Below are 25,794 nucleotides of genomic sequence, written 5' to 3'. Positions count from 1 at the left end.
ACCCCGGGTTGCGGTTAACTTGGCTCAATTTCCCGCACGTGCCGCTGCACGGAAATTAGCGATCCCACCAGTCCAAGCATTATCGACAGCCCTAGCATGGTGAAAAGCGCTGTGCCGGTTAACCCGGTAATATTAAAATCTTTCTGATACAAACTCGCAAAAGCCTGGATGCTACTGTCCATCCACCATAAGATAATGATAACTGCAAACCACGCTATTAATCCGCCGAGAAGACCGTACCAGAACCCGGTATACAGGAAGGGGCGATGAATGAACGCATCGGTGGCCCCTACCAGTTTCATCACTAAAATTTCATCTCGCTTGTTTAGGATATTTAGGCGAATGGTGTTGCCTATAATCAAGACAACAGCGACAAACAGTAAACTACCAATGAGCGTGACCAGCTCTCTCGCAATATCAAGCAAAGCATAAAGCCGTTCCAGCCATTCAATATCCAGCTTGCCAATGTCGACTTCGCGCTGTTCTTTAAGCTTTTCCAGCAGCGCGCGGGCCGCCGTAGGGCCGGCATTTTTTTCCGTGGGTGTCACCAGCACAACATTCGGCAAGGGATTAGACTCAAGATAAGCAATGGCATCACCCAGACCAGACAAATGCTGAAATTCCTGAAGTGCATCATCAGCAGAAATGAAGGTGACGGTGTCAATCTCCGGCCAGGTGGATATTCGGGTAAGCAATTGTTGCGCGTTACCCGAGTTTGTATCTGACTTTAAGAACAGTGAGATTTCTGAAGCCTGTTCCCAACCGGCACTAATTTTTTCTGTATTTTTCACCAGGATATATAACGTACTTGGAAGCGTGATACTCAATCCCAAAACTGCCACTGTCATAATCGATGCCGCGGGCTGGCGCCAAAGTTCACCCAAACTGCTAAGAGCCTGACGCACATGGCTGACAAAAAACATTGAGAGAACCTGCACAATACCGATGCGCGAGTCACTGGCTCCCTGTGCCCGCCCTTTAAACAGCAAACTCATGACCATTCCCCGGAGGTGTCGTCATTAAGACCGTCGGTAATCATCTGCCCATTTTTTAAGGTCAGCGTGCGGTATTTCATTCGCGCAATAAGGCCTAAATCGTGGGTAGCAATGAAAACAGAGACCCCAGCCTGATTAAAATCCTCAAACAGCCGTACGATTTCCATTGATAATTTGGGATCAAGGTTACCGGTCGGTTCGTCAGCCAGCAGCAGAGGCGGCTTGTTTACCACCGCCCGCGCAATACCGACGCGCTGTTGCTCACCGCCGGAAAGCATAATGGGAAGATTTTTCGCTTTATCCCGCAACCCCACCATTTCCAACGCTGCATGTACCCGTTTGCTCGTTTCCCTATGCGTGAAGCCTTCGATCACAAGCGGCAGAGCTACGTTGTCGAAAACAGATTTATCCATTAGCAACTGGTGGCTTTGGAAAATCATCCCGATATCACGTCGGATGTAGGCTATCTGCCGACGTTTTATGACACTCAGATCATGACCATTAATCAACACACGCCCCACTGTAGGACGTTCCATCAAACTTATCAATTTGAGAATAGTGCTTTTCCCGGCTCCGGAATGGCCGGTAAGAAAAGCCATTTCACCGGGCTCAACATGAAAATTTACTTTGCTTAACGCCCGTTGGCCGCCGGGATAGGTTTTACTTACCTGCTCAAATTTTATCATTCTCAGGTCCTGCTGAATTCATTACTCGCCCTGTCAGTGGTCAGGATACCCGATTTTCGGTTTCGCTGAACAGCGCATCAATGAACTCATCTGCATTGAAAGTACGTAAATCGTCGATTCCTTCACCCACGCCAATATAGCGGATAGGAATCGCAAACTGATCGGCAATAGAGAAAATGACTCCACCTTTTGCAGTACCATCCAGTTTGGTTAAGGTGATACCGGTAAGCCCCACCGCTTCGTTAAATAGCTTTGCCTGGCTTATTGCGTTCTGACCGGTACCCGCATCAAGAGTAAGCATCACTTCATGAGGGGCAGTCGGCGATATCTTTTTCATCACCCGCAACACTTTCTTTAACTCTTCCATCAGGTTGTTTTTGTTCTGTAAGCGTCCGGCAGTATCGGCAATAAGTACATCAATTTTTCGCGATTTAGCCGCTTCCAACGCGTCAAATAATACCGAAGCACTGTCTGAGCCTGTCGGTTGAGCAATAACTGGAATTAAATTTCGTTCACCCCACACCTGTAACTGCTCTACCGCTGCAGCCCGAAAGGTATCACCGGCAGCCAACATCACCTTCTTTCCATCTTGCTGAAGCTGTTTGGCCAGTTTACCTATCGTCGTTGTTTTGCCAACCCCATTTACACCTACCATTAGAATTACGTAGGGACCATTGGCAGCATCATGGTTGGCGATTTCACCGGGAAGCGGCTTATCAACTTGATTGAGCATCTCACGCATTTGCTCTTTTAAAATATCCAGCAGTGCCTCTGCATCTTTCAGTTGTGAGCGTTTAGCACTTTCGGTCAGCCGCGTGATGATCTTTTGCGTAGTGTTCATGCCCACATCGGCAACGAGGAGTTGCGTTTCCAGTTCCTCGTACAAATCATCATCGATAGCTTTACCGCGAAACAGGCTAACAAAGCCACTACCCAGGTTCATGCGGGTACGGGATAGACTCGCTTTTAAACGACTAAACAAGGACCGTTTTTCCGTTACGGGCGCTTTTACAGGCGCAGTAACCGCGTGGCCTGCCTGTTTTTCGGCCGGCGGGATTACTTCGTCAGCGTCGTCTTCATTGTGACGTGGTGCGATTTCCTCAACAACGGCTTCAGCTTCTACTGCAGGCGCGTTTGTATCTGGTAAATCAGGCTTTTCATCTTGTTCAAACGCAATAGCAGCATCCGTTTGCGTTTTTATTTCCACTGTAGAAGCCGTCGCCAGCTCTGCAGTTTCTGCAACTTTTTTCTCAGGCTCCGCCGTTTCATTGGGGGGAGTGATAACCGGCTGCGAATTCTCAGCAGGTGCATCAACTTCCTCCACCTGCTTGAGATCGCTTGGCACGGGCTCTGGTTGTTGAGACCGACTCTCCTCTTTTGGAACAGGCGTTTGTGATTGTTTACCTTTTTCTTTATCAGAATGCTTGTTTTTACTGAACCAGCCAAATAGTTTCGACATTGTGCGGATAAACCCTTATAAATTCTGAACAAATTCGGCTAAACTAGCCGACTATTGTATGCAGCCATGATAGCATTGTCAGCCACTATGAAGCGAGTGTCTAAAGCCCCACAATCTTCCCGAAATACATCCCGCCGCGATTTTGCGTCCGGCAAAAAAACCGGGACGGTACGAATTATCGGGGGCCAGTGGCGCGGACGAAAACTTCCTGTTGCCAATGTTGAAGGGTTACGTCCAACCACCGATCGCAACAAAGAAACTGTTTTTAACTGGCTGATGCATGACACTCAAAACGCTATCTGTCTGGATGTATTTGCAGGTTCCGGCGGCCTCGGACTCGAAGCCTTATCCCGTTATGCTGCACAATGCATTTTTATTGAGAAAGACAGTGCGGCAGCGGCAAACCTGAAAACCAACCTGAATACGTTGCAAGCTAATGCCAAAGTTCATTGTGGCGACGCTTTGACCGTGCTATCGCAACTAGAACAGCAGTTTGATATTGTTTTCATTGACCCACCCTTCTACCACAATCTGGTAATGCCTACTCTCCAACAGCTGATATCAGCGAAATTGTTGAAAGCGGGTTCACTGTTGTACATTGAACAGGAAATTGACGCAGCGGCATTAACACTTTCTTCCGGGTGGGAAATAGTAAAACACAAGCGCACCAGCCAGCTTGAATATATGGTGGTGCGTTGCGCAGGCCTGGAAAATTAAGAAGCCGTACCTAGCTCGATGCCGATATTGGATATGCCCTCTTCCAGCGCGATCTTCTTCAGGGCTTTTGCTGTTAGCCCCGGATCAGTTCCTTGTTCAACGCATTCCAGTAATTCTTGCTGTATTGCCACTTCGAATTCCATTAACGGGTGCTGTTTAACGGTCTCATCGTCTGCCTCTCCGGAGGAAAGTAAATACGCCTCGACGCTGCCTTGCGACAACTTACTTACCACCACCGCTCCTTGCAAATCCTGCGTTAACAAAAGGCCTAGTAATGCAGCTAAACCTACTGCGGCATCTATGGCTGGATATACACCATAAGTATCGTACGCTGCTGTATCTGGCGTTGCTTCTTCCACTTTTTCCAATTGCAAAGAGAAGTTGATTTTGCTTTTCGGCGCAGTAATCGACTCCCAAATCAGATCAAGGCAGGTACGGCAGACTTGCGGGTCATAAAAATCCGTCACTTCGCAAAAAAGTGAATAATTGGGCAACATTCTTTCAAGCAACGCTGCACTGAAAGAGGCCGCTTTCCATCCTGAAAGTTCACGCACTCGCGCAAACGTATTTAATTTGTTTTGACCCATTTAAAGCACTCCGGAAGTATGGGTAAAGTATTGACCAATCCCATCCAAGAACATTTGTATTGCAATCATCACCAGAATCATTCCCATTAATCTTTCCATAGCCGTTAATCCGCGTTCCCCTAACAGGCGATGGAACAGGCCCGAAAAAAGCAGAATCACCGAACTTGCCAACCAGGCAGCACCAAGGGCAACAGTCCAATCGAGCATCCGCTCAGGGTTCTGATTGGAAAGCAGAATTAAGGCGGCTAACGTTGAAGGTCCGGCGATCATGGGGATCGCTAAAGGAACTAAAAATGGTTCTTCACCTACCGCCAGTCCCAGTGGATTTCCAGCTTGAGGAAATATCATTTTTAGCGCGATTAAAAACAGGATGATACCACCAGCTATGCTTACCGTTTCCTGTTTTACATTTAAAAAGTCTAAAACTGCCTGCCCGCTGAATAAAAACACTGCCAGGATCAACAACGCAAACAGCAACTCTCGAATAAGAATAACTCGGCGTCGCTTAGGCTCAATCATTTTTAATACAGACATAAATACCGGTAAATTACCCAGCGGGTCCATAATTAGAAAAAGCATGACTGCAGCAGACCATGTGTCCATGACAGTAGTTCTCCAGTTCAGATAGGCAGTCTTCCTTTGGGAAGCCGCTGTGGCAAAAGTTTACTGTGTTTTAGAAAGCAATGAAGGCAGAAACAAACATAAATAGCCAAAAACTCATCAGCTGTATTTCTTATCGACCTTAAAATGTCCTCGATGGCTTTACCAGGCCCTTTATGCCCCGGAAGATCGGCGAAGAAATCTCCGCGTCGTATTTACAACTATTTTGGTTCTCGCCTGGACAATAAAACCTCTGTCCTGGCTTTTCTTCGAAATTCAAAACATTAGCTAGTAAATTGTCGCATTTACGCTTAAATTTTACTATCGACAATAAACAGGAATTTATTATGATTTTGATGACGGTTGAAGAAGTCGCCGCGTATCTGGCTATTCAGGAAATTCGCGTAGAGCGTTTAGAACGCGAAAGCCTGTTGATTGCTAAAGAGACTGATGCGCAGGGCAAGCCGCTATTTGAAAAATCTGACGTTGAACGTTATAAGCAGTTAGCCGAACGGTTAGGCGGGCTTTGAAAAGGTGAGATAACGCCCACAACGCAGCGGGCGTTATACAGCGTACTACGCGTAGTCGTGCAGTAATCGAGCTATTGAACGGATACCCGCAGCTGTCGCGCCTACAGGCATTTCTGGCGTGCTACTGCCATGGTAAGCTGCGGCTAAATCCAGATGGATCCAGCCTTTTCCATCCGCTTTCACAAACCGGGATAAAAAACCAGCTGCATTGGACGCACCGCCAGCGCCACCACCTTTTTGCGCTCGGCTATTAGCCGTATCAGCAAACGCGGAAGGACAGCGATCCTGGTGCCAGGCTTCCAAGGGCAACGGCCAAAATTTTTCCCCTTCATTTTTCGCGCTTTGCAGCATCGCTTCGCGGGCATCGTCATCCATACTGAAAACTGCATGATAATCGTGGCCCAGGGCAACCGTTGCGGCCCCCGTCAAAGTCGCGGCATCAATGATAAGAGGTGCGCCTGTTGCGGTTGCGGCTAACAAACCATCGGCAAGAACCAAGCGGCCTTCCGCATCAGTGTTAACAATTTCTACGGTCTGACCATTCTTATAAGTCAGCACATCGCCTAGTTTATAAGCATGACCACTAATCAGATTTTCTGCACAGCAAAGTAACAGTTTAACCCGCTTGTTTAATCCCTGAGATATTGCCAGTCCTAAAGAACCTGTAACTGTGGCGGCACCACCCATGTCACATTTCATATCCAGCATTCCTTCACTGGATTTAATGCTGTAGCCACCGCTGTCAAAGGTGATCCCTTTTCCTACAAGTACAGCGCTCACAGGGGCATCTGAATTTCCGGTAGGGTTGTAATCTACTTCCAGTAACACCGGCGGACGCTCACTGCCGCGACCCACATTATAAATGCCTACCCATCCCGCGTCTTTCAGTGCTTCACCTACAGTCTGAGTGACAGTCACATGATCGCCGCCTACTTCCTTTAGCCACTCTGCTGCGCGGTTGGCCAGGTTTTCCGGTGACAAGTCTTCCGGCGTATCATTAACTAACTTACGGGTGAAAAGTAACGCCCTGTATTTCTGCGCCAGGTCCGTCTTATCTGCATTTTCGCACCAGCGGATTTCACCCGGATTTCGAGCTCGAGTATAGCTTATTGCAAACGCCCATTGCTGAGCGGCGGTCCATTCTCCAGTCAATGTAACACCGGGAATGTTGAGTCCGTCCAATCGCCTTGCAGCTTGTTGAATCACGCGAAGATTATCGCCTTCATCCGGCAAATGAATGTGGGCGCCATTATCCGTTATACTGAAGCGAGCATTTTCACCCCAAGTTGTTGGCGCTTGTTCAGTCGTTAGCGACACAGAAAAATCAGTCATATCAATTCCTTCTTAGCTTGGTACACTTAATCGGTTTTTATCTACACGGCGCTTTCTATGCAGTTTATTACGCCTCTCGTTCGTGGCCAGCTTATTCGCCGCTACAAACGTTTTCTCGCTGATGTAAAGCTGGAATCCGGTGAAACAATCATCGCGCATTGCCCTAACACAGGAGCGATGACAAATTGCGCAGAACCAGGCTTTACCGTTTATTTAAGCGAATCAGCCAGCCCCAAAAGGAAACTTAAATACACCTGGGAACTGGCACAGAATTTTGATGGGCACTTTATAGGCATCAATACGCACAATGCTAATAAACTGGTAGCAGAGGCGCTAAATAACAAGTCCCTTCCTCTATTTAATTGTGTAAGTCACTGGAAAGCTGAAGTCACACCACCAGGAGCAGACAGCCGCTTCGACTTTATGCTGCAGGAAGATTCCACCATTGGTTACATGGAAGTGAAGTCGGTGACGCTGGCGCAAAGCGGTATTGGCTATTTTCCCGATGCAAAAACCAGTCGAGGCCTTAAACATTGCAATGAACTGGCGCGGCTGGCGAAACAAGGCGTATCGACGAAATTATTGTTCTGTGTACAACACACCGGTATTCAGGAAGTAAGGATTGCTGAATTAATTGATCCAGAATACGCTACCGCCGTATCTCATGCGCGGCGACAAGGCGTAGAGATCTGCGCGGTGGGATGTTCGATTACTAAAGAAAAAATCGCAGTAAATCAAACACTCCCGGTTATTACGTAAAAAATCAGTTGATTTTTTAATAACTATCTCCATATTTGCGCCTTGTTTTCACCTTTTGATGCCCTTAATGGCATCATCTTCGCGGTGTGTTTTTGCTTTTAACACACAAGTGGGAAGGTTACTTTGACACTTTACATTGCCCGCAGGAATTCATTCTGCTATAGATGGTTTCAGGGACATTATTGGGTGTCGTAGTGTAGGAGATGTGGCATATGCCAACAGGAAAAGAGACGAAATCCATAGGACTATTAGCCTTAGCAGGACTTGAGCCGTACCAGGCGAAACCTGATGAGGAATACATGAGCGATGCGCAAATGGAGCATTTCCGTTTGTTGCTTAAAGCTTGGCGTGATCAGTTACGTCAGGAAGTTGATCGTACCGTTACGCATATGAAAGATGAAGCTGCAAACTTTCCTGACCCGGTTGACCGGGCTGCTCAGGAAGAAGAGTTCAGTCTGGAGCTACGTACCCGGGACCGCGAGCGTAAGTTGATCAAGAAAATTGAGAAAACTATGCGCCGCATTGAAGATGACGATTTTGGCTTTTGCGATCAGTGCGGCATCGAAATTGGTATCCGTCGTCTTGAAGCTCGCCCTACAGCAGATCTATGCATCGACTGTAAGACCATGGCTGAAATTAAAGAAAAGCAATTACAAGGGTAAGTATTTACTTGTAAACGCAGCGCTCGGCAATGACATTGTGCCATTGCCGTAGATTGCTGTTTGCCCTTAATGACTGTCATTACCATGACAACCGCTGATAAATTTCCCTCTTATATTGGTCGTTTCGCACCATCTCCTTCCGGTCCACTTCATTTTGGCTCGCTGATTGCTGCTGTAGCCAGTTATCTTGATGCCAGGGCGCATCAGGGAAAATGGCTGCTTCGTATTGAAGATATTGACACTCCCCGCTGTATTGCAGGGGCCGACAAGGCAATATGCGAAGCGCTTGTTGCTCACGAGCTGCTATGGGACGGCGACATTTTATATCAGTCCCAACGTCTCGCCGAGTACCAGAGCGTGGTTGACCACTTACTGCAATTACAGCAGGCGTATTACTGCACATGCACCCGTAAAGAGATAAAAGCACAGGGCGGCGTTTATCCTGGCACCTGTCGCTTAGCTAAGCGTGACAGCGAGGGGGCGGCGATAAGAGTAAAACTGGATAATCCCGTCACTACGTTTAATGATCGCATTCGTGGGCGCGAAACTATTACCGAAGCCCATGCTTTAGAAGATACGATCATCAAACGACGTGACGGGCTTTTTGCTTATAATCTGGTAGTGGTGCTGGACGATATTTATCAGCAGGTAACCCATGTTGTCAGGGGCAGCGATATCTTGCCTACCACAGCCACTCATCTAAGCCTCTATGCTATACTGGGTAAACCCGCTCCTCAATACGCTCACATACCTGTTGCGGCTGTTGAAAAGGGGCGCAAACTAAGTAAACAAAACCGGGCAGCGCCGCTTAACTTAGCCACACCATCGCAGAACCTGATGCAGGCGTTGGCGTTTTTAAATATTATAGTGCCAGATTATTTAAGGACAGCGAATTGTCAGGAAATCCTGCATTGGGCTGTGGCACAATGGAATTGCAACAAATTGCCGCCCCAGAGCGAAATTATTGTCGGCGGTTGCAAATCCACTTATCATAGCGGCGCTCAATAACATCGGAGAGTTCATCATTATTACGCGCGTGTTTAAAACCGTAAAGCGAGTGTTTGGTAAAGACAACGGATCAGCCAGCCCTATTCAAGGGTATGTTTTACCTAGAGCTGAGCACGGCATTTCCCGGGAAGATATCAGCGACAATGCGTTAAAAGTTCTGTATCGGTTAAACAACGCCGGTTACCAGTCTTATCTGGTAGGAGGTTGCGTACGCGACTTGATGCTGGGGCTAAAACCCAAAGATTTTGACGTTGCAACTAATGCTACCCCTGAGCAGATCAAAAGCTTGTTCAGAAACTGTCGCTTAATTGGCCGCCGCTTCCGTCTGGCGCATATTGTATTTGGACGGGAAGTCATTGAAGTTGCGACTTTTCGCGGCCATCACGCAGAAGGTGAAGATGACGATGGTGCGTTGCTTGGCAAACAAGACGCCCACGGTCAGCTTGTGCGAGATAACGTGTTTGGCACTATCGAAGAAGACGCAGAACGCCGCGACTTTACGTTCAACGCCATGTATTACAATGTCGCCGACTTTACCGTTACCGATTTTGCCAATGGCCGAGACGCGATAGCAAAAGGCGAAGTGGCACTTATCGGCGATCCGCAAAATCGCTACCGCGAAGATCCAGTGAGAATGTTGCGAGCTGCGCGGTTTGCCGCGAAGTTGAATATGAGAATCAATCCTGCCACGGCTGCACCTATTCCGGAGCTGGCTCATCTGCTTGCAAATATTCCTCCAGCCCGGCTTTTCGAAGAAACGTTAAAAATGTTTTTGTCTGGTAAAGGCGTTGATACGTTTAGAATGTTGCGGGAGTACGACTTACTGACGCCGCTGTTTCCAATGCTTTCAGACGCAATCAAAGATGAAAGCAGTCGTGAATGCCAGTTCCTAATTAAAGTACTGGAAAACACAGATATCCGCATCAACAGTAACCAACGGGTGACGCCGGCGTTTTTATATGCGGCGCTGCTGTGGTATCCGCTGGAAGAGCATACCAATAAGTTAAAGGCGGAATCGGGGCTTAGTGATCACGATGCCTTTAATATTGCTTCCGGAGAGGTGTTACACCGCCAGATTCAACGGATTATGATACCTAAGCGCTTTTCTACCGTCATTCGTGATATCTGGTTGTTGCAGCAACGCCTGCCCAGACGCTTTGGTCGCAGAGCGTATCAAACATTAAGTCATCCTAAATTTCGTGCAGGCTATGATTTTCTGTTAATGCGCGGACAGGTTGAAGGTGGTGATACGCTTGAGCTGGCAGACTGGTGGACACAATTCCAGTACGCCGAACCAGGCCTGCAAAAAACAATGCTGACCAATCTTCGGCAAACTGAAGGCGCCAGCAAGCCGCCGCGCCGTCGCCGCCGTAAGCCCAAGCAGGCTAAGGGCGCTGAATGAGCCAGAAAGAACATGTGTATATAGGCTTAGGCAGTAATCTGGGGCAATCTACTGATCTACTGAATTCAGCCGTAGATGCCATCGGCAATCTTGCAGATACTCGAGTCCTTAAAAAATCTTCGCTGTATATAAGCGCCCCTATGGGGCCTCAAGACCAGCCTGATTTCATCAACAGCGTTTGTTTAATTGAAACCGCGCTCTCACCCCACCCTCTGTTAGCGCAGTTACAACAAATCGAAAACAGCTACGGGCGCGAACGCAAAGGCAAACGGTGGGGACCGCGAACATTGGATTTAGATGTGTTGCTGTACGGGAATCAAGAAGTGAACACCGACGATCTTACTATTCCTCATTACGGTATGGCGGAACGCGAATTTGTACTGGTTCCTCTTTTTGAAATTGCACCTAATATGATTATGCCAGACGGCAATCCTCTTTCGCAGTGGGTGGCGAAATGTTCATTAGAAGGCTTAAAACGTATACGCGCTTCCAATCAGCAATAAAATCCGTATAGTTCGACAATTATTACTTCACTTAGCGATGGTCACTATGAAAAAAGTCACTATCTCCAGCCTTCAGGCGCAAAAGCAGTCAGCTGAAAAAATTGCAGCGCTCACCGCTTATGATGCCAGTTTCGCCAAACTTTTTGATGAGCAAAATATTGATGTTTTGCTTATCGGTGATTCGCTAGGCATGGTTTTACAAGGGCAGGATGATACCCTCGCCGTCACCATAGACGATATTGCCTATCATACGCGAGCCGTTCGCCGAGGAACGCAACGGGCATTTGTTATCGCCGATCTGCCTTTTATGAGCTACGCCACCCCCAACCAGACTTATTCGAATGCGGCAAAAATAATGGCTGCCGGGGCGAGTATGGTTAAACTGGAAGGCGGGCAATGGCTGTGTGAGACGATAACCGGCCTGGTCCAACGTGGCGTACCAGTATGTGCGCATATGGGCCTGACTCCCCAGTCTGTACATGTTTTTGGTGGCTTTAAAGTTCAGGGACGCCATCAGGAAAAAGCGGAGCAGATGGTAGAGGAAGCAATTGCCGTACAGAACGCCGGAGCCCAGTTATTGGTGCTAGAGTGCGTTCCTTCTTCGTTAGGTAAACGTATCAGTGAAGAACTCACTATTCCGGTAATTGGCATTGGGGCAGGTAAAGACACCGATGGCCAGATTCTGGTGATGCATGACATGTTTGGCATCAGCGCGAATTATATGCCTAAGTTTTCGAAAAACTATCTAGTAGAGACTGGCGATTTGCGCAAAGCGGTAAAAAAATATATTAGTGACGTTCGAAGCGGAGCCTTCCCTTCAACCGCACATAGCTTCGAGTAAAATATGGAAAGTATCAGCGACATTCATGTTCTGCGTGAGACACGCCGCGATTGGCAAATGCAAAATAAAGTCATTGGATTCGTTCCTACCATGGGAAATTTGCATAACGGCCATTTGCAACTTGTTCGAGAAGCAAAGGCGCAATGCGATATCGTGGTGGTCTCCATTTTTGTTAATCCGATGCAATTTGGTGCGAATGAAGATTTAGACGCTTATCCCCGGACTTTAGAAGCTGATAAGGAAAAGCTTGCCACTTTAAACGTAGATGTAGTTTTTACACCAACGATTTCTCAAATGTATCCGCGGGGTCTTGAACAGCAAACTTTTGTTGAAGTACCTGGTATTTCTTCAATGATATGCGGCGCAAGTCGCCCTGGACATTTTCGCGGTGTCGCCACCATTGTCTGTAAACTGTTTAATATGGTGCAGCCCAATAAAGCGTTCTTCGGCCAAAAAGACTTTCAGCAACTTCGGGTAATCAAGTTAATGGTTCAGGATTTATCGATGAATCTTGAAGTTTACGGCGTTCCTACTGAAAGAGAAGTTGATGGCTTGGCGATGAGTTCTCGCAATGGCTATCTAAACGCGGAACAGCGTTGCCTGGCGCCTCAGTTATATAAGGTGATGACGGCCTTAAAAAAAGAAATTGAAGAAGGCCGCCGGCAAGATTATCCAGCGCTCAGCCAGGAGTATTGCAGCAAGCTGGATGCAGCGGGCTTTAAAACAGATTATGTGGAAATTCGTAATGCATCAACGCTGCAGCAGCCATCAGTGGAAGACTCTGAGCTGGTAATTCTTATTGCTGCATTTGTGGGTAAAACCCGCTTAATTGACAACATTCAGGTTCAACGCTAAAAGGAGCATTCAGCTCCTTTTAAAGCTTCTAGTGAGAAAGTGAATACTTACCTTCTTCCAGGTCCTGCCAGGTTTTAGTGCCCGTAGCAATCTGATGTTGTTCTGCAAGAATTGCCGTAAGATCGTTCTGAGTAGTGAGAGGATTTGCTAACACCACGCGAAAGACGGTAACTGAACGATCTGGATAATCCGGGCTTTCCAAACGCGTACGCGATACAAACGATTTACCCGCCTCTCGCTGTAGCTTTTGCACATTTACCACAAGCCGATCAATTTTTTGATTCATGCTTCTTCGGGTTTTAACATTGGCCGTCTGCAGCTTTTTCTGCACACTGGCAGGGCAAACGCGGTAAGTCAGCAAGGACAACGTTGGGGCAGTAATTAACTCAAAATCAGGATGTTTCTCTATCATTTGAGCGAAGGCTTTGGCCTTTTCTATACTCTGGTCGATAAGCAATTCGTACCCGCGCCGGCCAAAAATATGCAATGACGCATACACCATCATCGCCATGCCGTTACGGGAACCTTCCAGTGTCGTCGCCCCTAAATCTTTGGAGCCTTCCCGCAAAATATACTGGGCATGATGTCTGACGGTATTGGCATCTTCCGGATTTTTAAATAACGCCATACCCGCACCCATTGGTACGTACATTTGTTTGTGGGCGTCAATGGTCACTGAATCCGCTTTATGGATCCCTTTAAGCCGGTCCCGGTATTGGTTTGAAAACAATGTAGCTCCGCCCCAGGCAGCATCGACGTGAAACCAACAGCCCAGCTCTTTAGCAACGTCAGCCAACTCATCTAACGGATCTACATGGCCGGTTTCTGTGGTTCCGCCAATGCCAACAATTGCGAGCAGTTTGTTTCCTTCTTCCTGATACCGCTTCCCTTCCGTTAACGCTGTTTGCGGATCTAAGGTTTGATCGGGACAAGGAATGGTTAATAGTTGCTGCCGTCCTATTCCCAACGCATCCACCGCTTTAGAGAGAGAATAATGTCCACGTTTAGAGCACATGACTCCCAGGTTGCTAATGTTGTAAAAACGATATGCAGCCGCAAGACCTTCCTTAGCAACGCCGGAAAAACCTTTTGTAGGTCCGAGTGTTTTGTTTCTGGCTACCCACAGCGCAGTAATATTGGCGATGGTACCGCCTGAACAAAAGGCGCCAAGAGCATGACGGGCGCTATGAAGATACTGATGATAGAACGCGTCGTCTTCACCATAAATAAGATTATGCATCATCCCCAGCACTTGCCGCTCAAGTGGCGTAAAAGCTTTGGATGTTTCAATTTTTACCAGATTCTGGTTCAGCCCCACCAGCAGCTTGGCCAACGGAAGATGAAAATAAGGTAACGCAGAGGTCATATGACCGATAAACGTGGGCGAATAGGTGTTCACTGAATGGGCAACAAGCTTTTCCAGCAGCGCCTCAGCATGCGTAGAAACAAACTCAGGGGATTCAGGCACAATGGCGTCAGAAAAATCTTGTTCGATTTCCTCAAGAGAGGTTTTCTTAGTCACCACATGCTGTGACAGAAAATCGAGAATGTTGTCTGATAAGTGCTGTTCAATTTGAGCTAATTTTGAGTCTTTGTGTTCAGGCTTGGTAAAAACCCGAAACAAGTGTTTTAGACTAACTTGCGCTTCACCCACTAAACACACCTCTACTTTTCGCGATGGGATGGCTGCCAACTGACAAATGTCAGAGTACCAGTTTCAGTAACCCGTGGCTCACTCAGAGCCTTGCGACTTATCACGACAAGTGAAAATTTAGCACGGTAGTTACAAAGTGGCGAACTTTACCCCAGAATCAGCCCGCCGCCAAGGTAATACAAGGTATATTGCCAATAGATATTCCTGATGTTACCGGTAAAATCTTTATATACCGCCCCTCTGGCCGTTCACCTTCACTTTTAAGGATTGGTATTTTGTTCGGCTCTGCTATATTGACTATATGGGATAACAGGGAAATGGAATATGCCAATTCGAGAAGTCACTGACAGTTTTCAGCTAGAAAGTATTGTCCCCTATTTTCAGCCAATTGTCGATTTAGAGAACGCCAGAGTCTGGCGCTATGAATGCCTTGCGCGGTTAGTTACCCCTAGTGAAAAAACATTCTTACCGAACGAGTTTTTGTCTCTTATTGAGCGCAATAATTACGCTCAGCAACTTACCGAAACCATATTCTGCCAAAGCGCAAAATATTTCGAAAACATGAATATTCCGTGGAATATCAACTTAAATGCTGCAGATCTGGTTAATCTGGAATTAACCAACACACTTATTGCGCATTTGGCTAATTATCCTAACCCTTCACGGGTGAGTGTCGAAGTCAGTGCAAAAACAGCAATGCAAGACAGCAACCAACTCAATGCGTTCATCGAACGCAGTTTGCATAGCGGCTTGGGCGTTTTTATTGATAACGTAGGCAAAACACCGGGCAATATCAAAAACCTTATGTCTTTACCCATCAGAGGCGTCAAGTTGGCGGGAGGGATGATCAAACAGCTTGATTCCCATCCTGAGGTCAAAGAATTTGTGCTGCATGTTTGCGAACTGGCGCAGGCACGCAGTATCAGTGTTGTTGCAGAACATATAGAGGATGAAGCAACTTTGGATAAGGTAAGGCAATTACCAATTCGTTATGCACAAGGATTTGTGTTCAGCAAGCCTCGTCCTGCGCCCACGCCTCACTAGCGCCGACCAAAGCTTATTCCTGCGCTTCCTCTGGCTCACACGCCAGTTGCCAACATACCTGCCCACTGGCGCGATACTTCCGTTCAAAGGGAGTGATGGGTTGTGCGGTAGTGACTTCGGTTAAATGGGTAATCAGGCCGTAATGTTTTGCAGCTTGCGCGAATTCAAGCAGATAAATTAGCCAGTTACTTCTCACTTCGATATGGGGCGTCAGCGCCATCATATCCACCATTGCAGCGCTGGCGTGCCATCGCTTTTGCACCTGAGCACTTTTGGGATAAGGGTTTGGATATAGCAAATAGTGCTTTTTTATCGGCCACTGCGCCTTCGAAGCGAGCCGCCAAAAATCATTTACATCGGCGCGGATGACCCGGTAATTGTCTGTTGCTTTGCGATAATGTTCGTGTTTATCGACTCTGGCTGCAGATTTGTCTAATCCAATCACCTTACATTCTGGATACTGCCTGGCAATGGTGGCTGTGCTTTCTCCGACGCCACAACAGGAGTCAAGAATAATATCTCCGGTCCAGTCTCCCAGCCATGCTACCGCATCATTAAAGGCAGAAAGCGTATGCTCACTTACCGGGCGTTGGTTTTTATTTTGCTGATAACGCGCGACTAAGGCATCCAGTTTTTCATGAACGCCAGTTTGATTGGTAGACACATCCCGCGAATTGCCCGTTGCTTCTTTCATACTAGCTGCGTATCCCTCTTCCTGCCTTTAACAGCATGTGAGCAACAAGGTACAGCGCCACATTAAACGCAATCAACAAGCTCACGGATACCGTCACGTTGACATCTGAGACGCCCAAGAAGCCATAGCGAAATCCGTTTACCATATACACAATGGGGTTCGCTTTACTTACGATCTGCCAAAACTCCGGTAACAATGTTAGCGAATAAAATACGCCACCCAAGTAGGTTAGCGGTGTTAGCACAAAGGTAGGCACCAGACTGATATCATCAAACGTCTTTGCAAATATCGCATTAACCAGGCCTGCAGTGGCAAATAAACTGGATGTCAGCAGCAACGTAATAATAATGACGCCCAGATTGTGAATTTTAATATCAACAAAGAACATTGAAACCGCGGTAACAATAATACCGATAAGAATCGCTCTGGCTACTCCGCCACCCACGTACCCGGCAATAATAACGGAGGTGGGCACCGGCGCCACCAGCAGCTCTTCCACATTCCGTTGAAACTTGGCACTAAAAAATGAAGAGGAGACATTGGAGTAAGAATTCGTGATCACTGACATCATGATAAGGCCGGGCACTATGAATTCCATGTAGGTAAAGCCGCCCATTTGTCCAATACGATCGCCGATAAGGCTGCCGAAAATGACAAAATATAAACTCATGGTTATGGCTGGCGGCACCAAGGTTTGCACCCAAATTCGCAAAAAGCGAGTGCATTCTTTAATCCAGATAGTATTAAGCGCAATCCAGTTATTTTTATTATGCATTTTCTATGCGTCCTTTTGCTGCTGTCTGCCGGATTCTACCAGATTAACAAACAGTTCTTCTAAACGATTCGACTTATTGCGCATGCTCAGCACCTGCACCCCCTGTTCGCTAAGCTGGGCAAACACCGGATTTAATCCTTCTGCTTTTTCAACATCCACTTCCAGCGTATGGGGATCTGTCATGCGATGCGTAAAACCTGCTAACGTGGGAGTAGGAGAATTATCGGCAAGATCCAGAATAAAGGTTTCGATATTCAATTTTGACAACAGCGCTTTCATACTGGTGTTTTCAACGATGATGCCTTTGTCGATAATTGCGATATTGCGGCACAACATTTCTGCTTCTTCCAAATAATGCGTGGTCAAAATTATCGTGATCCCCTGAGCGTTAATTTCTTTTAAGAATGTCCACATAGAGCGGCGGATTTCGATATCCACGCCAGCGGTAGGCTCGTCCAAAATCAAAAGTTTAGGCTCATGCATTAACGCTCGCGCTATCATCAGCCGGCGCTTCATACCGCCAGATAATTCTCTGGCCGCAGCATCACGCTTTTCCCAAAGATCTAGTTGGCTTAAATATTTTTTAGCCCTTTCTTTTGCCAAACCGCGCGGCACTCCATAGTACCCGGCTTGGTTAAGCACAATTTGTAATACCGTTTCAAACTGATTGAAATTGAATTCCTGTGGCACCAAGCCAATGCAGGATTTAGCCGCTTCCTTTTCTGCATCAAGATCGTGGTCAAACACTTTGACCGTCCCCTCAGTCTGATTGACCAAAGAGCTAATGATGCCAATGGTCGTGGATTTGCCTGCTCCATTGGGGCCGAGTAAGGCAAAAAAATCGCCTTCTTCAACTTGAAGATTCAGGCCGCGCAACGCCTGCGTACCGCTTTTATATATTTTTGTTAGTCCGGAAATATTCAACGCATTCATGCTTATGCCTGTCATCATTGAGAGTAAATGGAATTGATTAGTATATACATCAGAGCGATTTAAATACGCTTAGGAACCGGTAAGGAGACTGCTAAACTCGTGACGTACTTTATCTGAAGTTAAAGTGTTGCCAATTTCTTTTATTTCAACCCCCGCGGGTGGGAATCGGGTTTAATGCTTCTGATACAGAGATAAATAACTTACCGATCCGGAACATATTCGGGAGCTTGGGAAAAGGCGGCGGAGAAATTGAAGAGACATGTTACCTGAAGTTAATAAAATGCCGCAGAGCGCACCTTGAAGCCAATGCGGCAATGTTTCATCAAAAAGTTACCGATTGGCCGTTAATACCGCTTCGCCATCGGCTATTTGCATTACCACTTTACGGTCGAAAAATGCCTTTTCCATTGAGTCGCCTGCGCTTTCTTTTTCCCCTACAGCAACGGTGAGAATTTGCTCATTATTTACGCCCTTCTCAATTAAATAGTTCTGAACCTGCAACGCTCGTTGCATTGACAGCGCCTGATTGAACTGGGAAGCACCCCGGTTATCGGCATGACCAATTAAGCGAACTTGCAGTTGTTTGTGAAGCTTTAATGCTTCTGCCACCAAATCCAGTTGATCAAAGTAGGTTTGTTCGATTGTCGCTGAACCGGTGGTGAATTGAATGTTGCTTTCAACCGCCATGACTTCCCGGTTTGTGTCCTGGATAAAAGCCACATTGGTAGCTTTCGCCTCTTGTTCCATCGCTTGCAGCGCATCGCGCATGGCAAAGAGTTCCTGTTGAGTAGCTGAAAGCGCCTGCTCATTGGCAGATAACGCCAGCGTTTTTCCTTTGAGCTGGTCTTTTTGGGCGGTGTCGTTACCCATCATTGCACCTAAAATTCCACCGACCGCCGCACCAATAGGACCTGCAATAACAGCGCCGACTGCCGCACCAGAGCCCAAACCTATAGCTACCGCTTTATCCTGCTCTGAGTTTTTAGCAAATGCCCAGGAAGGCGTAAGGGTCAAAACTATGGCCGCGGGCAATGCAATTATTGTAGAACGTTGAGTTGCTTTCATTTTGTATCTCCTAAAGAAGTTTAGTTATCGTGTAGCAGAAAATATCTGTTGTAACGTAACGCTATTAAACAAAATGACAATGGCAAAACAGTAAGAGAACTAGGGCAATTTAACGATGGAATACGACAAAAGATGACCTGGAGCTGGCAAGATATCCCAATTATAATACCCATCCGCATTTTGAAGGAGTCAATGATCAGCGCCTGTCCCGCATGAGCTTGCACTGGGTATTTTTGTTTCCTTCAAAGCAGATGCAAATGTGGCAAAATAGTGGCTAAATCAGGGATTTTTTGTCCAACTCAGGCATAGTTTCCTGGTCTCAAGTATAGTGCTGACAGCTAATAACAATAAGGTAAAACATGCCAAGAACAATTGCACTGGTAGAAGACGACGCTGCCATTCGGGATAACTACACAGTCGCGCTTAGAGCTCAGGGATATCAGGTAAACGCTTACGCAAGCAGACCTTTGGCGACAGCCGCATTTGCCCAGTCACTACCGGATTTGGCCATCATAGATATAGGACTGAACGATGAAATGGAAGGTGGCTTTATGCTGTGTCAGCAGTTGCGCCAACGTTCACAGTCATTGCCCATTATCTTTTTTACCGCCAGAGATAACGATGTAGACACCATCAGCGGGTTACGCATGGGCGCTGATGATTATCTGACAAAAGATATCAGCATGGCCCATCTCCTTGCTCGAATAGCTGCACTTTTCCGACGTACCGACTTGTTGGCTGTGCCCAAACAGCAAAGCGAACAAATTCGGTTAGGGCATCTTGCCGTAGATGTGAATCGTATGACGGTTAGCTGGAAAGAAAGCCCCGTTGCCCTGACAGTGACAGAATTTTGGATGCTCCACGCGCTGATTAAACGCCCTGGCCACGTAAAAAGTCGCCAACAGTTGATGGACGAGTCACGCATGGTAGTGGATGACACCACCATAACGTCGCATATAAAACGCATGCGTAAAAAATTTATTCAGCTTGACGACACCTTCGACCACATCGATACCGTTTACGGTATGGGCTATCGCTGGCAGGTGTGAATTTGTTTCGTTTACGCTTGTCGCTTCGCCTGCAGCTACTGTTTTTGTCGCTGTTTTTGTTTACCATTCCGTGGTTGGGTTATAAATACGTTTGGGAACTTGAACAGTATTTGCGAATTGGGCAGGAGCAAACCATGATTGGTACGGCTCGCGCCGTTGCCACTGCGCTGCATGAGCGCCCTGCACTGTTTGATAACCAATCCTCTTATCTAAAGGATGTCAGGCCTGGCACCGATTTATATGCGCCTTTTATGACTTCTCCTATTCAGTTAGATGGAAAACTTAAGGATTGGAATTCGGTTCAGCATCTCGCCCGCGAATACGATGATGAACAGGTAGTAACCTGGTTCGGCAACACGTTTCCCCGGCCTCTTGTCACATTATCGTTTACTCATATGGTAGGACGCTATGATCAGTATCTTTATGCGATGTTTAATGTCACTGATGATCGCGTTGTCTGGCGGCGGCCAAATAGCTTAAGTATCGACCAGAGTGATCACCTGCTTATTGGTCTTCAGCCAGACTCGGGTGAGTTGGAGCGCTATGTTATTGCCCCGTATCAACCCGGATGGGTAAACGCGTATCGCTTATCCAGCGATGCCACCGAATACCGAGCATTAGAAAACGAGCTGAGAATTCAAGGTCGCTGGACACTCACCCCCGAAGGCTACAATATTGAGTTGCGCTTTCCGCTGGCTATGACATCAGGCTCATTAGCATTTGCGATAGCGGATGTTGATGACGCTACTTTGCGAACTAAGCAATATGCAGTAGGCACAGCGAATCCAAATCGTACAGATGGCCTGGGTACGGTGGTCACGCCATCACCGGAAATAGAGCAAATTCTTGCTGGACTAAAGTACGCGGATTCCCGGGTTTGGGTGGTAGACAAACATAAAAGGGTACTAGCCAAAGCGGGCGATATTCGGTCTGCCTCAGGTCTGCGTTCTCGACAGCAGGAAAATTCATCAAATTCCTATTGGCGCTGGATAGAAACCCGCTGGCTGTTGCCTCTGTATTACCACATACTCACTCGTCCTCCCGCAGAATTTGTGGATGAAATGGAGAACGCTTATGCCCTCGGCGGGCTGGATATTTCTTCCGCGTTAAACGGCAATCCGGATTCTCTATGGCGCCTTACTTCAGATAATAAAGCAGTAATTTTGTCTGCAGCATACCCCATTTATATTGATAAACAAGTAATGGGCGCGGTAGTAGTTGAACAAACCACCAACGGCATTAGAACTTTGCGTAACCAGGCTTTAGAACAACTGTTTCATGTCATATTGGCGGTGATGCTACTGGGTACTGCAGCGCTATTGCTTTTTGCTCACCGAATTTCATCCCGCATTCGCAAATTGCGCGATGACACCGAAGCCATAATTGACGACAACGGCAAAATAGTGGCGGCAATTCCGCTGGCCAGGCAGCGGGATGAAATCGGCGACTTATCGCGTTCTTTCAGCGAGGTGCTCGGGCGATTACAACAGTATAATTCCTACCTGGAAAATATGGCCTCACGACTTTCTCACGAACTACGTACTCCTATTGCAGTGGTGCGATCATCGCTGGATATGATCAAGCAAACGGACAGTGCTGAGCAACAGGAGGTATTTGTGGAACGAGCGCAAGCTGGTATTAGTCGTCTGAGCACGATTTTAAATAGTATGAGTGAAGCCACCCGTCTTGAACATGCCATTGCCCAGGAAGAAGTCGAACTGTTCGATGCTATCGCCGTAGTAACTGGCTGTGTGGGAGGATACGAATACGCTTATCCAGCACGCCAGTTTCAGTTAAAGGTATCGGCGGAAAGGTTGCAAGTAAATGGCTCACCAGAACTTTTTGCGCAAATGCTGGATAAAATAATTGCCAATGCCGTTGAATTCAGCGAAGAAAACGACGAAATCTCGCTGCACCTCTGGCGCGATGCCAAGAGTTTCAAAGTAAGCGTGACCAATCCGGGCCCCTTGTTACCGGAAGGAATGAAGACGCAGCTTCTGCAGTCCATGGTGTCAATTCGGCCCAATCAAAACCGCCACCAAAATGCTGCGCATCCCCATCTGGGCTTAGGGTTGTTTATTGCCAATATGATTGCTGTTTTTCACAAAGGGAGCATTCATCTTTCCAATTTGCCAGATAATACCGGTGTCTGCGTGGTCATATCTATGCCGTATGCCAATAAATAACCCCAACTCGGGATAATCCGCGCCGCTCAATAACGATCTTTTTGCGCCTGGCATCGTTGCGCTTTCTAGTCATAGTCAGCTATGACGTACGAAATTCCGGGCTGGGGTTAAACAGAGAGCTTATGATTACTTTGATCCTGACTTTTTGGAATGAAGCGTCGCATCCGGTACGTTTTTCCCTAACATCCTGGCCTTTCGTCGAGCGACCATTCTGCCTAATCGCTTCATACTAACAGTGGCATCTTTTTCGTCTAAGATATCCACACCGAGAAGCTTTTCCAGTAGATCTTCCAGCGTAATGATGCCTTCCAAACCACCGTATTCATCTACTACCAGCAGAATATGAACTTCCTTCTGAATAAAATGATCGAAAGTGCTGGAAAGGGGCATCGAGCCCAGCAGCGTTACCATAGGTTTCCGGAATTCCCAGAGTGATTTATCGCTATCGCCCCGCGCTTGAGCAACAAGCAACTCTGAACGCATAGCATAACCGGTGATATTCTCGCGCTGGTCCTTTTCATAGATCGGGATTCGTGAGTATTCAATATGGGCATGATTGTGGAAGAAAGTTTCCACCGTAATATCCTCAGACACTGAGAAAATTGATGTTCGATGAGTCATCGCATCTTTAACTTTAAATTCATGCAGGTGCAGAAGGCTCAATAAAAAGGCTGCCTCTTGTTGCGCTAGTTGACCTTCCTGATCGGAAAGCTCAACCATCGCCTGCAGTTCACTGCGGTTGAAACCTCGAACGGGCTTTTCTTTTCTAAAGCCAGCGGTGAGCTTTTCCAGAATCTTTATCACTGGATAGAGGAGCAAGGTGAGGTATTTCAGAAAATATGCGGTTATCGGTGCAAGTGTTCGCCAATACTCAGCGCCCAACGTTTTTGGAATGATTTCAGAAAACACAAGAATCAACAAAGTAAGGATGGCTGAAATTAAACCTAAATAGGCATCACCGAAAATCATAGCCGCTTGCGCACCGGCGCCGGCTGCGCCCATTGTATGAGCAATAGTGTTGAGTGTGAGAATTGCGGAAAGCGGTTTATTTATATCGTCAACGAGAGTCCGGAGGATCTTACCGCTCGGATGGCCTTCTTTTTCCATCACGGCGATGGACGCGGGAGACACACTTAAAATTACAGCCTCGGCAATTGAGCACAGGAAGGAAAAGCCAAGTGCGGCAATGACGTATCCAAAAAGTAAAACCATTTACCTCTACCAGAAATATGCTGTTAAGTTGCTTGTCTATTATGAAGCGATGAAAACAGACTACAAGACAGATTATCAAAGCTTACTCTCACGTCTTACTTTTTGTATCTGATTGTCGTTATGTTGCGGTTCAATAGAGAGGCGTCTACTAACGCTTCTCGAGTAGATACGATTTTCTATAAATTCACCGCCTTTTACCGTGAGCAATTATCACTAAGCAAGGGCAGTAAGCACCGCCAATCTTGGGCAGTGCTTATCATTCAAGCTAACAGTAGGATTACACACTGGCCTTCTGTTCACGTCTAAAGCGTGAGATTACAGACCAAGCCTCTAACATCACCATTACGCTGACAATCAGTACCACCGCATCCAGAAAAACCAGAAGATAATTCTCTGCCAGAAAATACTCTTTCAATTTAATGATACCGGCAAAAAACGCCATCACCAGTACAAATGTCATTGGTATAAGCGTGTAGATGGCTGGGCGGTTCATCTTAATCAGCATCACGGAAATGACTAACAGTGTCATACTGGCTAGTATTTGATTAGTGGACCCGAACAACGGCCAAATTATCATACCACCGCCACCGGAAGACCCTCCGGCACCGAAAGCCAATAGCAGACAGGTTGCGACTGCTACAAGCGTAGCGATAACGCCGCTCTTAAGAATATTAAGATTATAGATTTCGCCCCATTCCTGAATAATGTAACGTTGCAAGCGGACGCCCGAATCCATTGTAGTGCCAGCAAATAGCACCACCATCACTGCAAGTATGGTAGAAGAAAATTCTACGGGTAATCCCCATCCGGCCTGAATAAGGTTTGCGCCTCCGGTAATAAATGCATTTACGCTACCGGCGCCAAGATGGCTGTAAACTTCGTGCCATTCTTCAGGCGACGCCGCCAGCGCGACTCCACTTACCGCAACAATAGTTATCAGCGCCAAACAACCTTCACCTACTGCACCGAGGTAGCCAACAAAACGCGCGTCAGTTTCTTTGTTTAGCTGCTTAGAACTTGTACCCGAGGCGACAATCCCGTGAAAACCCGATACCGCGCCACAGGCAATAGTAACGAACAGCAAAGGAATAAGACTCGGGGTGTCTACCGCCGTCTGGGTATTAAACGCAGGGGCCGTGATGTCCGGCATAGCGAAGAACACGGCGCCGTACAGTAGAAAGAGCCCCACCAATAGCTGCATGCCGTTGATAAAGTCCCTGGGTTGCAACAGCATCCAGACAGGTAATAAAGATGCAATCGCAGCATAAATAAAGAGAATAATGATCCAATTGGCTTTATCAGTAAGCCCAAACATCGTCTCCGGTAAGCTAAGAGGAATATAACTCCCCGCGTATACCGAGGCGTAAAGCACTATTATTCCCACAATACACATGGGAATGAGACTAAACTGTCGCTTAATTAGCTGCCCGATCACCAGCGCAACCGCTATCGCTGTCCATGCTGGAAATACCGCGTTAGGCTGTGCCACAAAAGAGTTAGCAATGACAACACCAAACACCGCATTAACCATTAGCAACACAAGGAATATTACTACCATAAACAAAGATCGAGAGCGCTTACCAATGACACTTGCAGATAACGCACCCATTGACTGACCTTTGTGCCGGGCACTGGCCCAGAGTGCGCCCATGTCATGCACGCCGGCGAAGAAGATGGTACCAAATACAACCCATAGCACTGCAGGAACCCAGCCCCAATAAACCGCAATTGCTGGGCCGACAATAGGTGCTGCGCCGGCAACTGAAGTAAAGTGGTGTCCCCAAAGAACAATTTTGTTAGTGGGTACATAGTCTGTACCATCATTCAGTTCATGGGCTGGAGTTACGAATTTATCGTTTAAACTAAAGATTTTGGCGGCAATAAATTTGGAATAGAAAAACCATCCCAAAAGCATCCCTACTATACCTAGTAATACAATGGTTACCGACTGCATAAATATTCCTGTTTTGTGAACGTTGCGACAATTGGTGCTAATGCAAACTTGAGCTGACCACACAGTGACGACCCAACTCCACTTACCATTATTAATAGCATCGTTATTAATATAGTGCAGACTGCCCATGATAGAAGGGTTTTGTATATTTAATTTGCTTTAGCTAAAGACCTCCTGCTTCCCTCTGTAGATTTTTAGAAGTCTCCACCGTAGCTGAAAACAATTATTAAAAATTATAAATGTTCAGTTCTGAACTTATTGCACGTTTTTAGTGGCAGTGAAAATTGGAAAA

General features: G+C 46.9%; 25 protein-coding genes. 12 read left to right on the top strand and 13 right to left on the bottom strand.

Annotation, left to right across the window (positions count from 1 at the left end; genetic code table 11):
• Positions 1 to 14: 14 nt before the first annotated feature.
• Genes ftsX through ftsY form a run of 3 tightly spaced genes read right to left on the bottom strand, consistent with a single transcriptional unit; the run spans position 15 to position 3,140 of the window.
• Complete coding sequence (ftsX, locus tag CA267_RS11980) at positions 15 to 995, bottom strand: permease-like cell division protein FtsX (RefSeq protein WP_075607192.1); 981 nt, start codon at positions 993 to 995, stop codon at positions 15 to 17.
• Entirely contained in the window at positions 992 to 1,681 is a 690-nt protein-coding gene (gene ftsE, locus CA267_RS11975; RefSeq protein ID WP_075607191.1) for a cell division ATP-binding protein FtsE, read from the bottom strand. The genes ftsX and ftsE overlap by 4 nt, the downstream gene beginning before the upstream one ends.
• A gap of 40 nt (positions 1,682 to 1,721) precedes the next feature.
• Positions 1,722 to 3,140: a signal recognition particle-docking protein FtsY gene (gene ftsY, locus CA267_RS11970; protein ID WP_075607190.1), complete on the bottom strand. Its 1,419-nt coding sequence runs from the start codon at positions 3,138 to 3,140 to the stop codon at positions 1,722 to 1,724.
• A gap of 66 nt (positions 3,141 to 3,206) precedes the next feature.
• Between ftsY and rsmD the strand changes: the two genes are divergently transcribed.
• Positions 3,207 to 3,857 carry a 16S rRNA (guanine(966)-N(2))-methyltransferase RsmD gene (rsmD, locus tag CA267_RS11965; RefSeq protein ID WP_083638174.1) on the top strand — a complete coding sequence of 217 codons (651 nt, stop codon included), beginning with the start codon at positions 3,207 to 3,209 and terminating at the stop codon, positions 3,855 to 3,857.
• On the opposite strand, the gene CA267_RS11960 is transcribed toward rsmD, so the two are convergent.
• A complete protein-coding gene (locus CA267_RS11960) occupies positions 3,854 to 4,444 on the bottom strand; it encodes a YjaG family protein (protein WP_075607188.1) in 591 nt (196 codons plus the stop codon). The two genes, rsmD and CA267_RS11960, sit on opposite strands and share 4 nt — an antisense overlap.
• A complete protein-coding gene (locus CA267_RS11955) occupies positions 4,445 to 5,047 on the bottom strand; it encodes a YhgN family NAAT transporter (protein ID WP_075607187.1) in 603 nt (200 codons plus the stop codon).
• Between the two features lie 344 nt (positions 5,048 to 5,391).
• On the opposite strand from CA267_RS11955, the gene CA267_RS11950 reads away from it, so the two are divergent.
• On the top strand, positions 5,392 to 5,574 hold the full coding sequence (locus tag CA267_RS11950; RefSeq protein ID WP_075607186.1) for a helix-turn-helix domain-containing protein: 183 nt from the start codon (positions 5,392 to 5,394) through the stop codon (positions 5,572 to 5,574).
• A gap of 45 nt (positions 5,575 to 5,619) precedes the next feature.
• On the opposite strand, the gene pepB is transcribed toward CA267_RS11950, so the two are convergent.
• Complete coding sequence (gene pepB / locus CA267_RS11945) at positions 5,620 to 6,906, bottom strand: aminopeptidase PepB (protein WP_075607185.1); 1,287 nt, start codon at positions 6,904 to 6,906, stop codon at positions 5,620 to 5,622.
• A gap of 57 nt (positions 6,907 to 6,963) precedes the next feature.
• On the opposite strand from pepB, the gene sfsA reads away from it, so the two are divergent.
• The 7 genes from sfsA to panC all read left to right on the top strand — a co-directional run bounded on the left by sfsA (position 6,964) and on the right by panC (position 12,936).
• Complete coding sequence (gene sfsA / locus CA267_RS11940; RefSeq protein ID WP_075607184.1) at positions 6,964 to 7,665, top strand: DNA/RNA nuclease SfsA; 702 nt, start codon at positions 6,964 to 6,966, stop codon at positions 7,663 to 7,665.
• Between the two features lie 212 nt (positions 7,666 to 7,877).
• The gene (dksA, locus tag CA267_RS11935) at positions 7,878 to 8,327 is read left to right on the top strand and encodes an RNA polymerase-binding protein DksA (RefSeq protein WP_075607285.1); all 450 of its coding nucleotides are present in this window, start codon (positions 7,878 to 7,880) and stop codon (positions 8,325 to 8,327) included.
• Positions 8,328 to 8,411: 84 nt separating this feature from the next.
• Positions 8,412 to 9,335 carry a tRNA glutamyl-Q(34) synthetase GluQRS gene (gene gluQRS, locus CA267_RS11930; protein WP_075607183.1) on the top strand — a complete coding sequence of 308 codons (924 nt, stop codon included), beginning with the start codon at positions 8,412 to 8,414 and terminating at the stop codon, positions 9,333 to 9,335.
• A 49-nt stretch (positions 9,336 to 9,384) separates the two neighbouring features.
• Positions 9,385 to 10,737, top strand: coding sequence for a polynucleotide adenylyltransferase PcnB (pcnB, locus tag CA267_RS11925; protein WP_232367647.1), 1,353 nt, complete (start codon positions 9,385 to 9,387; stop codon positions 10,735 to 10,737).
• On the top strand, positions 10,734 to 11,240 hold the full coding sequence (gene folK, locus CA267_RS11920) for a 2-amino-4-hydroxy-6-hydroxymethyldihydropteridine diphosphokinase (RefSeq protein WP_075607182.1): 507 nt from the start codon (positions 10,734 to 10,736) through the stop codon (positions 11,238 to 11,240). The genes pcnB and folK overlap by 4 nt, the downstream gene beginning before the upstream one ends.
• Before the next feature lie 46 nt (positions 11,241 to 11,286).
• Positions 11,287 to 12,081 (top strand): 3-methyl-2-oxobutanoate hydroxymethyltransferase, encoded by a 795-nt coding sequence (gene panB, locus CA267_RS11915; RefSeq protein WP_075607181.1) that lies wholly within the window; start codon positions 11,287 to 11,289, stop codon positions 12,079 to 12,081.
• 3 nt (positions 12,082 to 12,084) lie between these two features.
• Entirely contained in the window at positions 12,085 to 12,936 is an 852-nt protein-coding gene (panC, locus tag CA267_RS11910) for a pantoate--beta-alanine ligase (protein ID WP_075607180.1), read from the top strand.
• Positions 12,937 to 12,964: 28 nt separating this feature from the next.
• On the opposite strand, the gene panP is transcribed toward panC, so the two are convergent.
• The gene (panP, locus tag CA267_RS11905; protein WP_075607179.1) at positions 12,965 to 14,590 is read right to left on the bottom strand and encodes a pyridoxal-dependent aspartate 1-decarboxylase PanP; all 1,626 of its coding nucleotides are present in this window, start codon (positions 14,588 to 14,590) and stop codon (positions 12,965 to 12,967) included.
• Positions 14,591 to 14,914: 324 nt separating this feature from the next.
• Here panP and CA267_RS11900 point away from each other — a divergent pair, with 324 nt between their 5' ends.
• Positions 14,915 to 15,634, top strand: coding sequence for an EAL domain-containing protein (locus CA267_RS11900; protein WP_075607178.1), 720 nt, complete (start codon positions 14,915 to 14,917; stop codon positions 15,632 to 15,634).
• A 13-nt stretch (positions 15,635 to 15,647) separates the two neighbouring features.
• Here CA267_RS11900 and trmB read toward each other — a convergent pair whose 3' ends face one another.
• From trmB to pdsO, 4 genes are all read right to left on the bottom strand, one after another.
• Positions 15,648 to 16,328 carry a tRNA (guanine(46)-N(7))-methyltransferase TrmB gene (gene trmB, locus CA267_RS11895; RefSeq protein WP_075607177.1) on the bottom strand — a complete coding sequence of 227 codons (681 nt, stop codon included), beginning with the start codon at positions 16,326 to 16,328 and terminating at the stop codon, positions 15,648 to 15,650.
• 1 nt (position 16,329) lies between these two features.
• The gene (locus CA267_RS11890) at positions 16,330 to 17,103 is read right to left on the bottom strand and encodes an ABC transporter permease (RefSeq protein ID WP_075607176.1); all 774 of its coding nucleotides are present in this window, start codon (positions 17,101 to 17,103) and stop codon (positions 16,330 to 16,332) included.
• Between the two features lie 3 nt (positions 17,104 to 17,106).
• On the bottom strand, positions 17,107 to 18,036 hold the full coding sequence (locus tag CA267_RS11885) for an ABC transporter ATP-binding protein (protein WP_075607175.1): 930 nt from the start codon (positions 18,034 to 18,036) through the stop codon (positions 17,107 to 17,109).
• A 330-nt stretch (positions 18,037 to 18,366) separates the two neighbouring features.
• Entirely contained in the window at positions 18,367 to 19,101 is a 735-nt protein-coding gene (gene pdsO / locus CA267_RS11880; RefSeq protein WP_075607174.1) for a sortase-associated OmpA-like protein PdsO, read from the bottom strand.
• A 359-nt stretch (positions 19,102 to 19,460) separates the two neighbouring features.
• On the opposite strand from pdsO, the gene pdsR reads away from it, so the two are divergent.
• Both pdsR and pdsS read left to right on the top strand, forming a co-directional pair.
• Positions 19,461 to 20,150 (top strand): proteobacterial dedicated sortase system response regulator, encoded by a 690-nt coding sequence (gene pdsR / locus CA267_RS11875; RefSeq protein ID WP_075607173.1) that lies wholly within the window; start codon positions 19,461 to 19,463, stop codon positions 20,148 to 20,150.
• Positions 20,151 to 20,152: 2 nt separating this feature from the next.
• Positions 20,153 to 22,336, top strand: a complete 2,184-nt coding sequence (gene pdsS, locus CA267_RS11870; RefSeq protein WP_075607172.1) for a proteobacterial dedicated sortase system histidine kinase — start codon at positions 20,153 to 20,155, stop codon at positions 22,334 to 22,336.
• A gap of 126 nt (positions 22,337 to 22,462) precedes the next feature.
• On the opposite strand, the gene CA267_RS11865 is transcribed toward pdsS, so the two are convergent.
• Together CA267_RS11865 and CA267_RS11860 are read right to left on the bottom strand one after the other, a co-directional pair.
• Positions 22,463 to 23,548, bottom strand: a complete 1,086-nt coding sequence (locus CA267_RS11865; protein ID WP_075607171.1) for a CNNM domain-containing protein — start codon at positions 23,546 to 23,548, stop codon at positions 22,463 to 22,465.
• Between the two features lie 277 nt (positions 23,549 to 23,825).
• Positions 23,826 to 25,502: a carbon starvation CstA family protein gene (locus CA267_RS11860; protein ID WP_075607170.1), complete on the bottom strand. Its 1,677-nt coding sequence runs from the start codon at positions 25,500 to 25,502 to the stop codon at positions 23,826 to 23,828.
• Positions 25,503 to 25,794: the final 292 nt, after the last annotated feature.

Origin of the sequence: Alteromonas pelagimontana (assembly GCF_002499975.2) — a bacterium.
Taxonomy (GTDB): domain Bacteria; phylum Pseudomonadota; class Gammaproteobacteria; order Enterobacterales; family Alteromonadaceae; genus Alteromonas; species Alteromonas pelagimontana.
The sequence above is the reverse complement of the archived record's forward strand: the minus strand, read 5'-3'. Positions and strand labels throughout refer to the sequence as shown.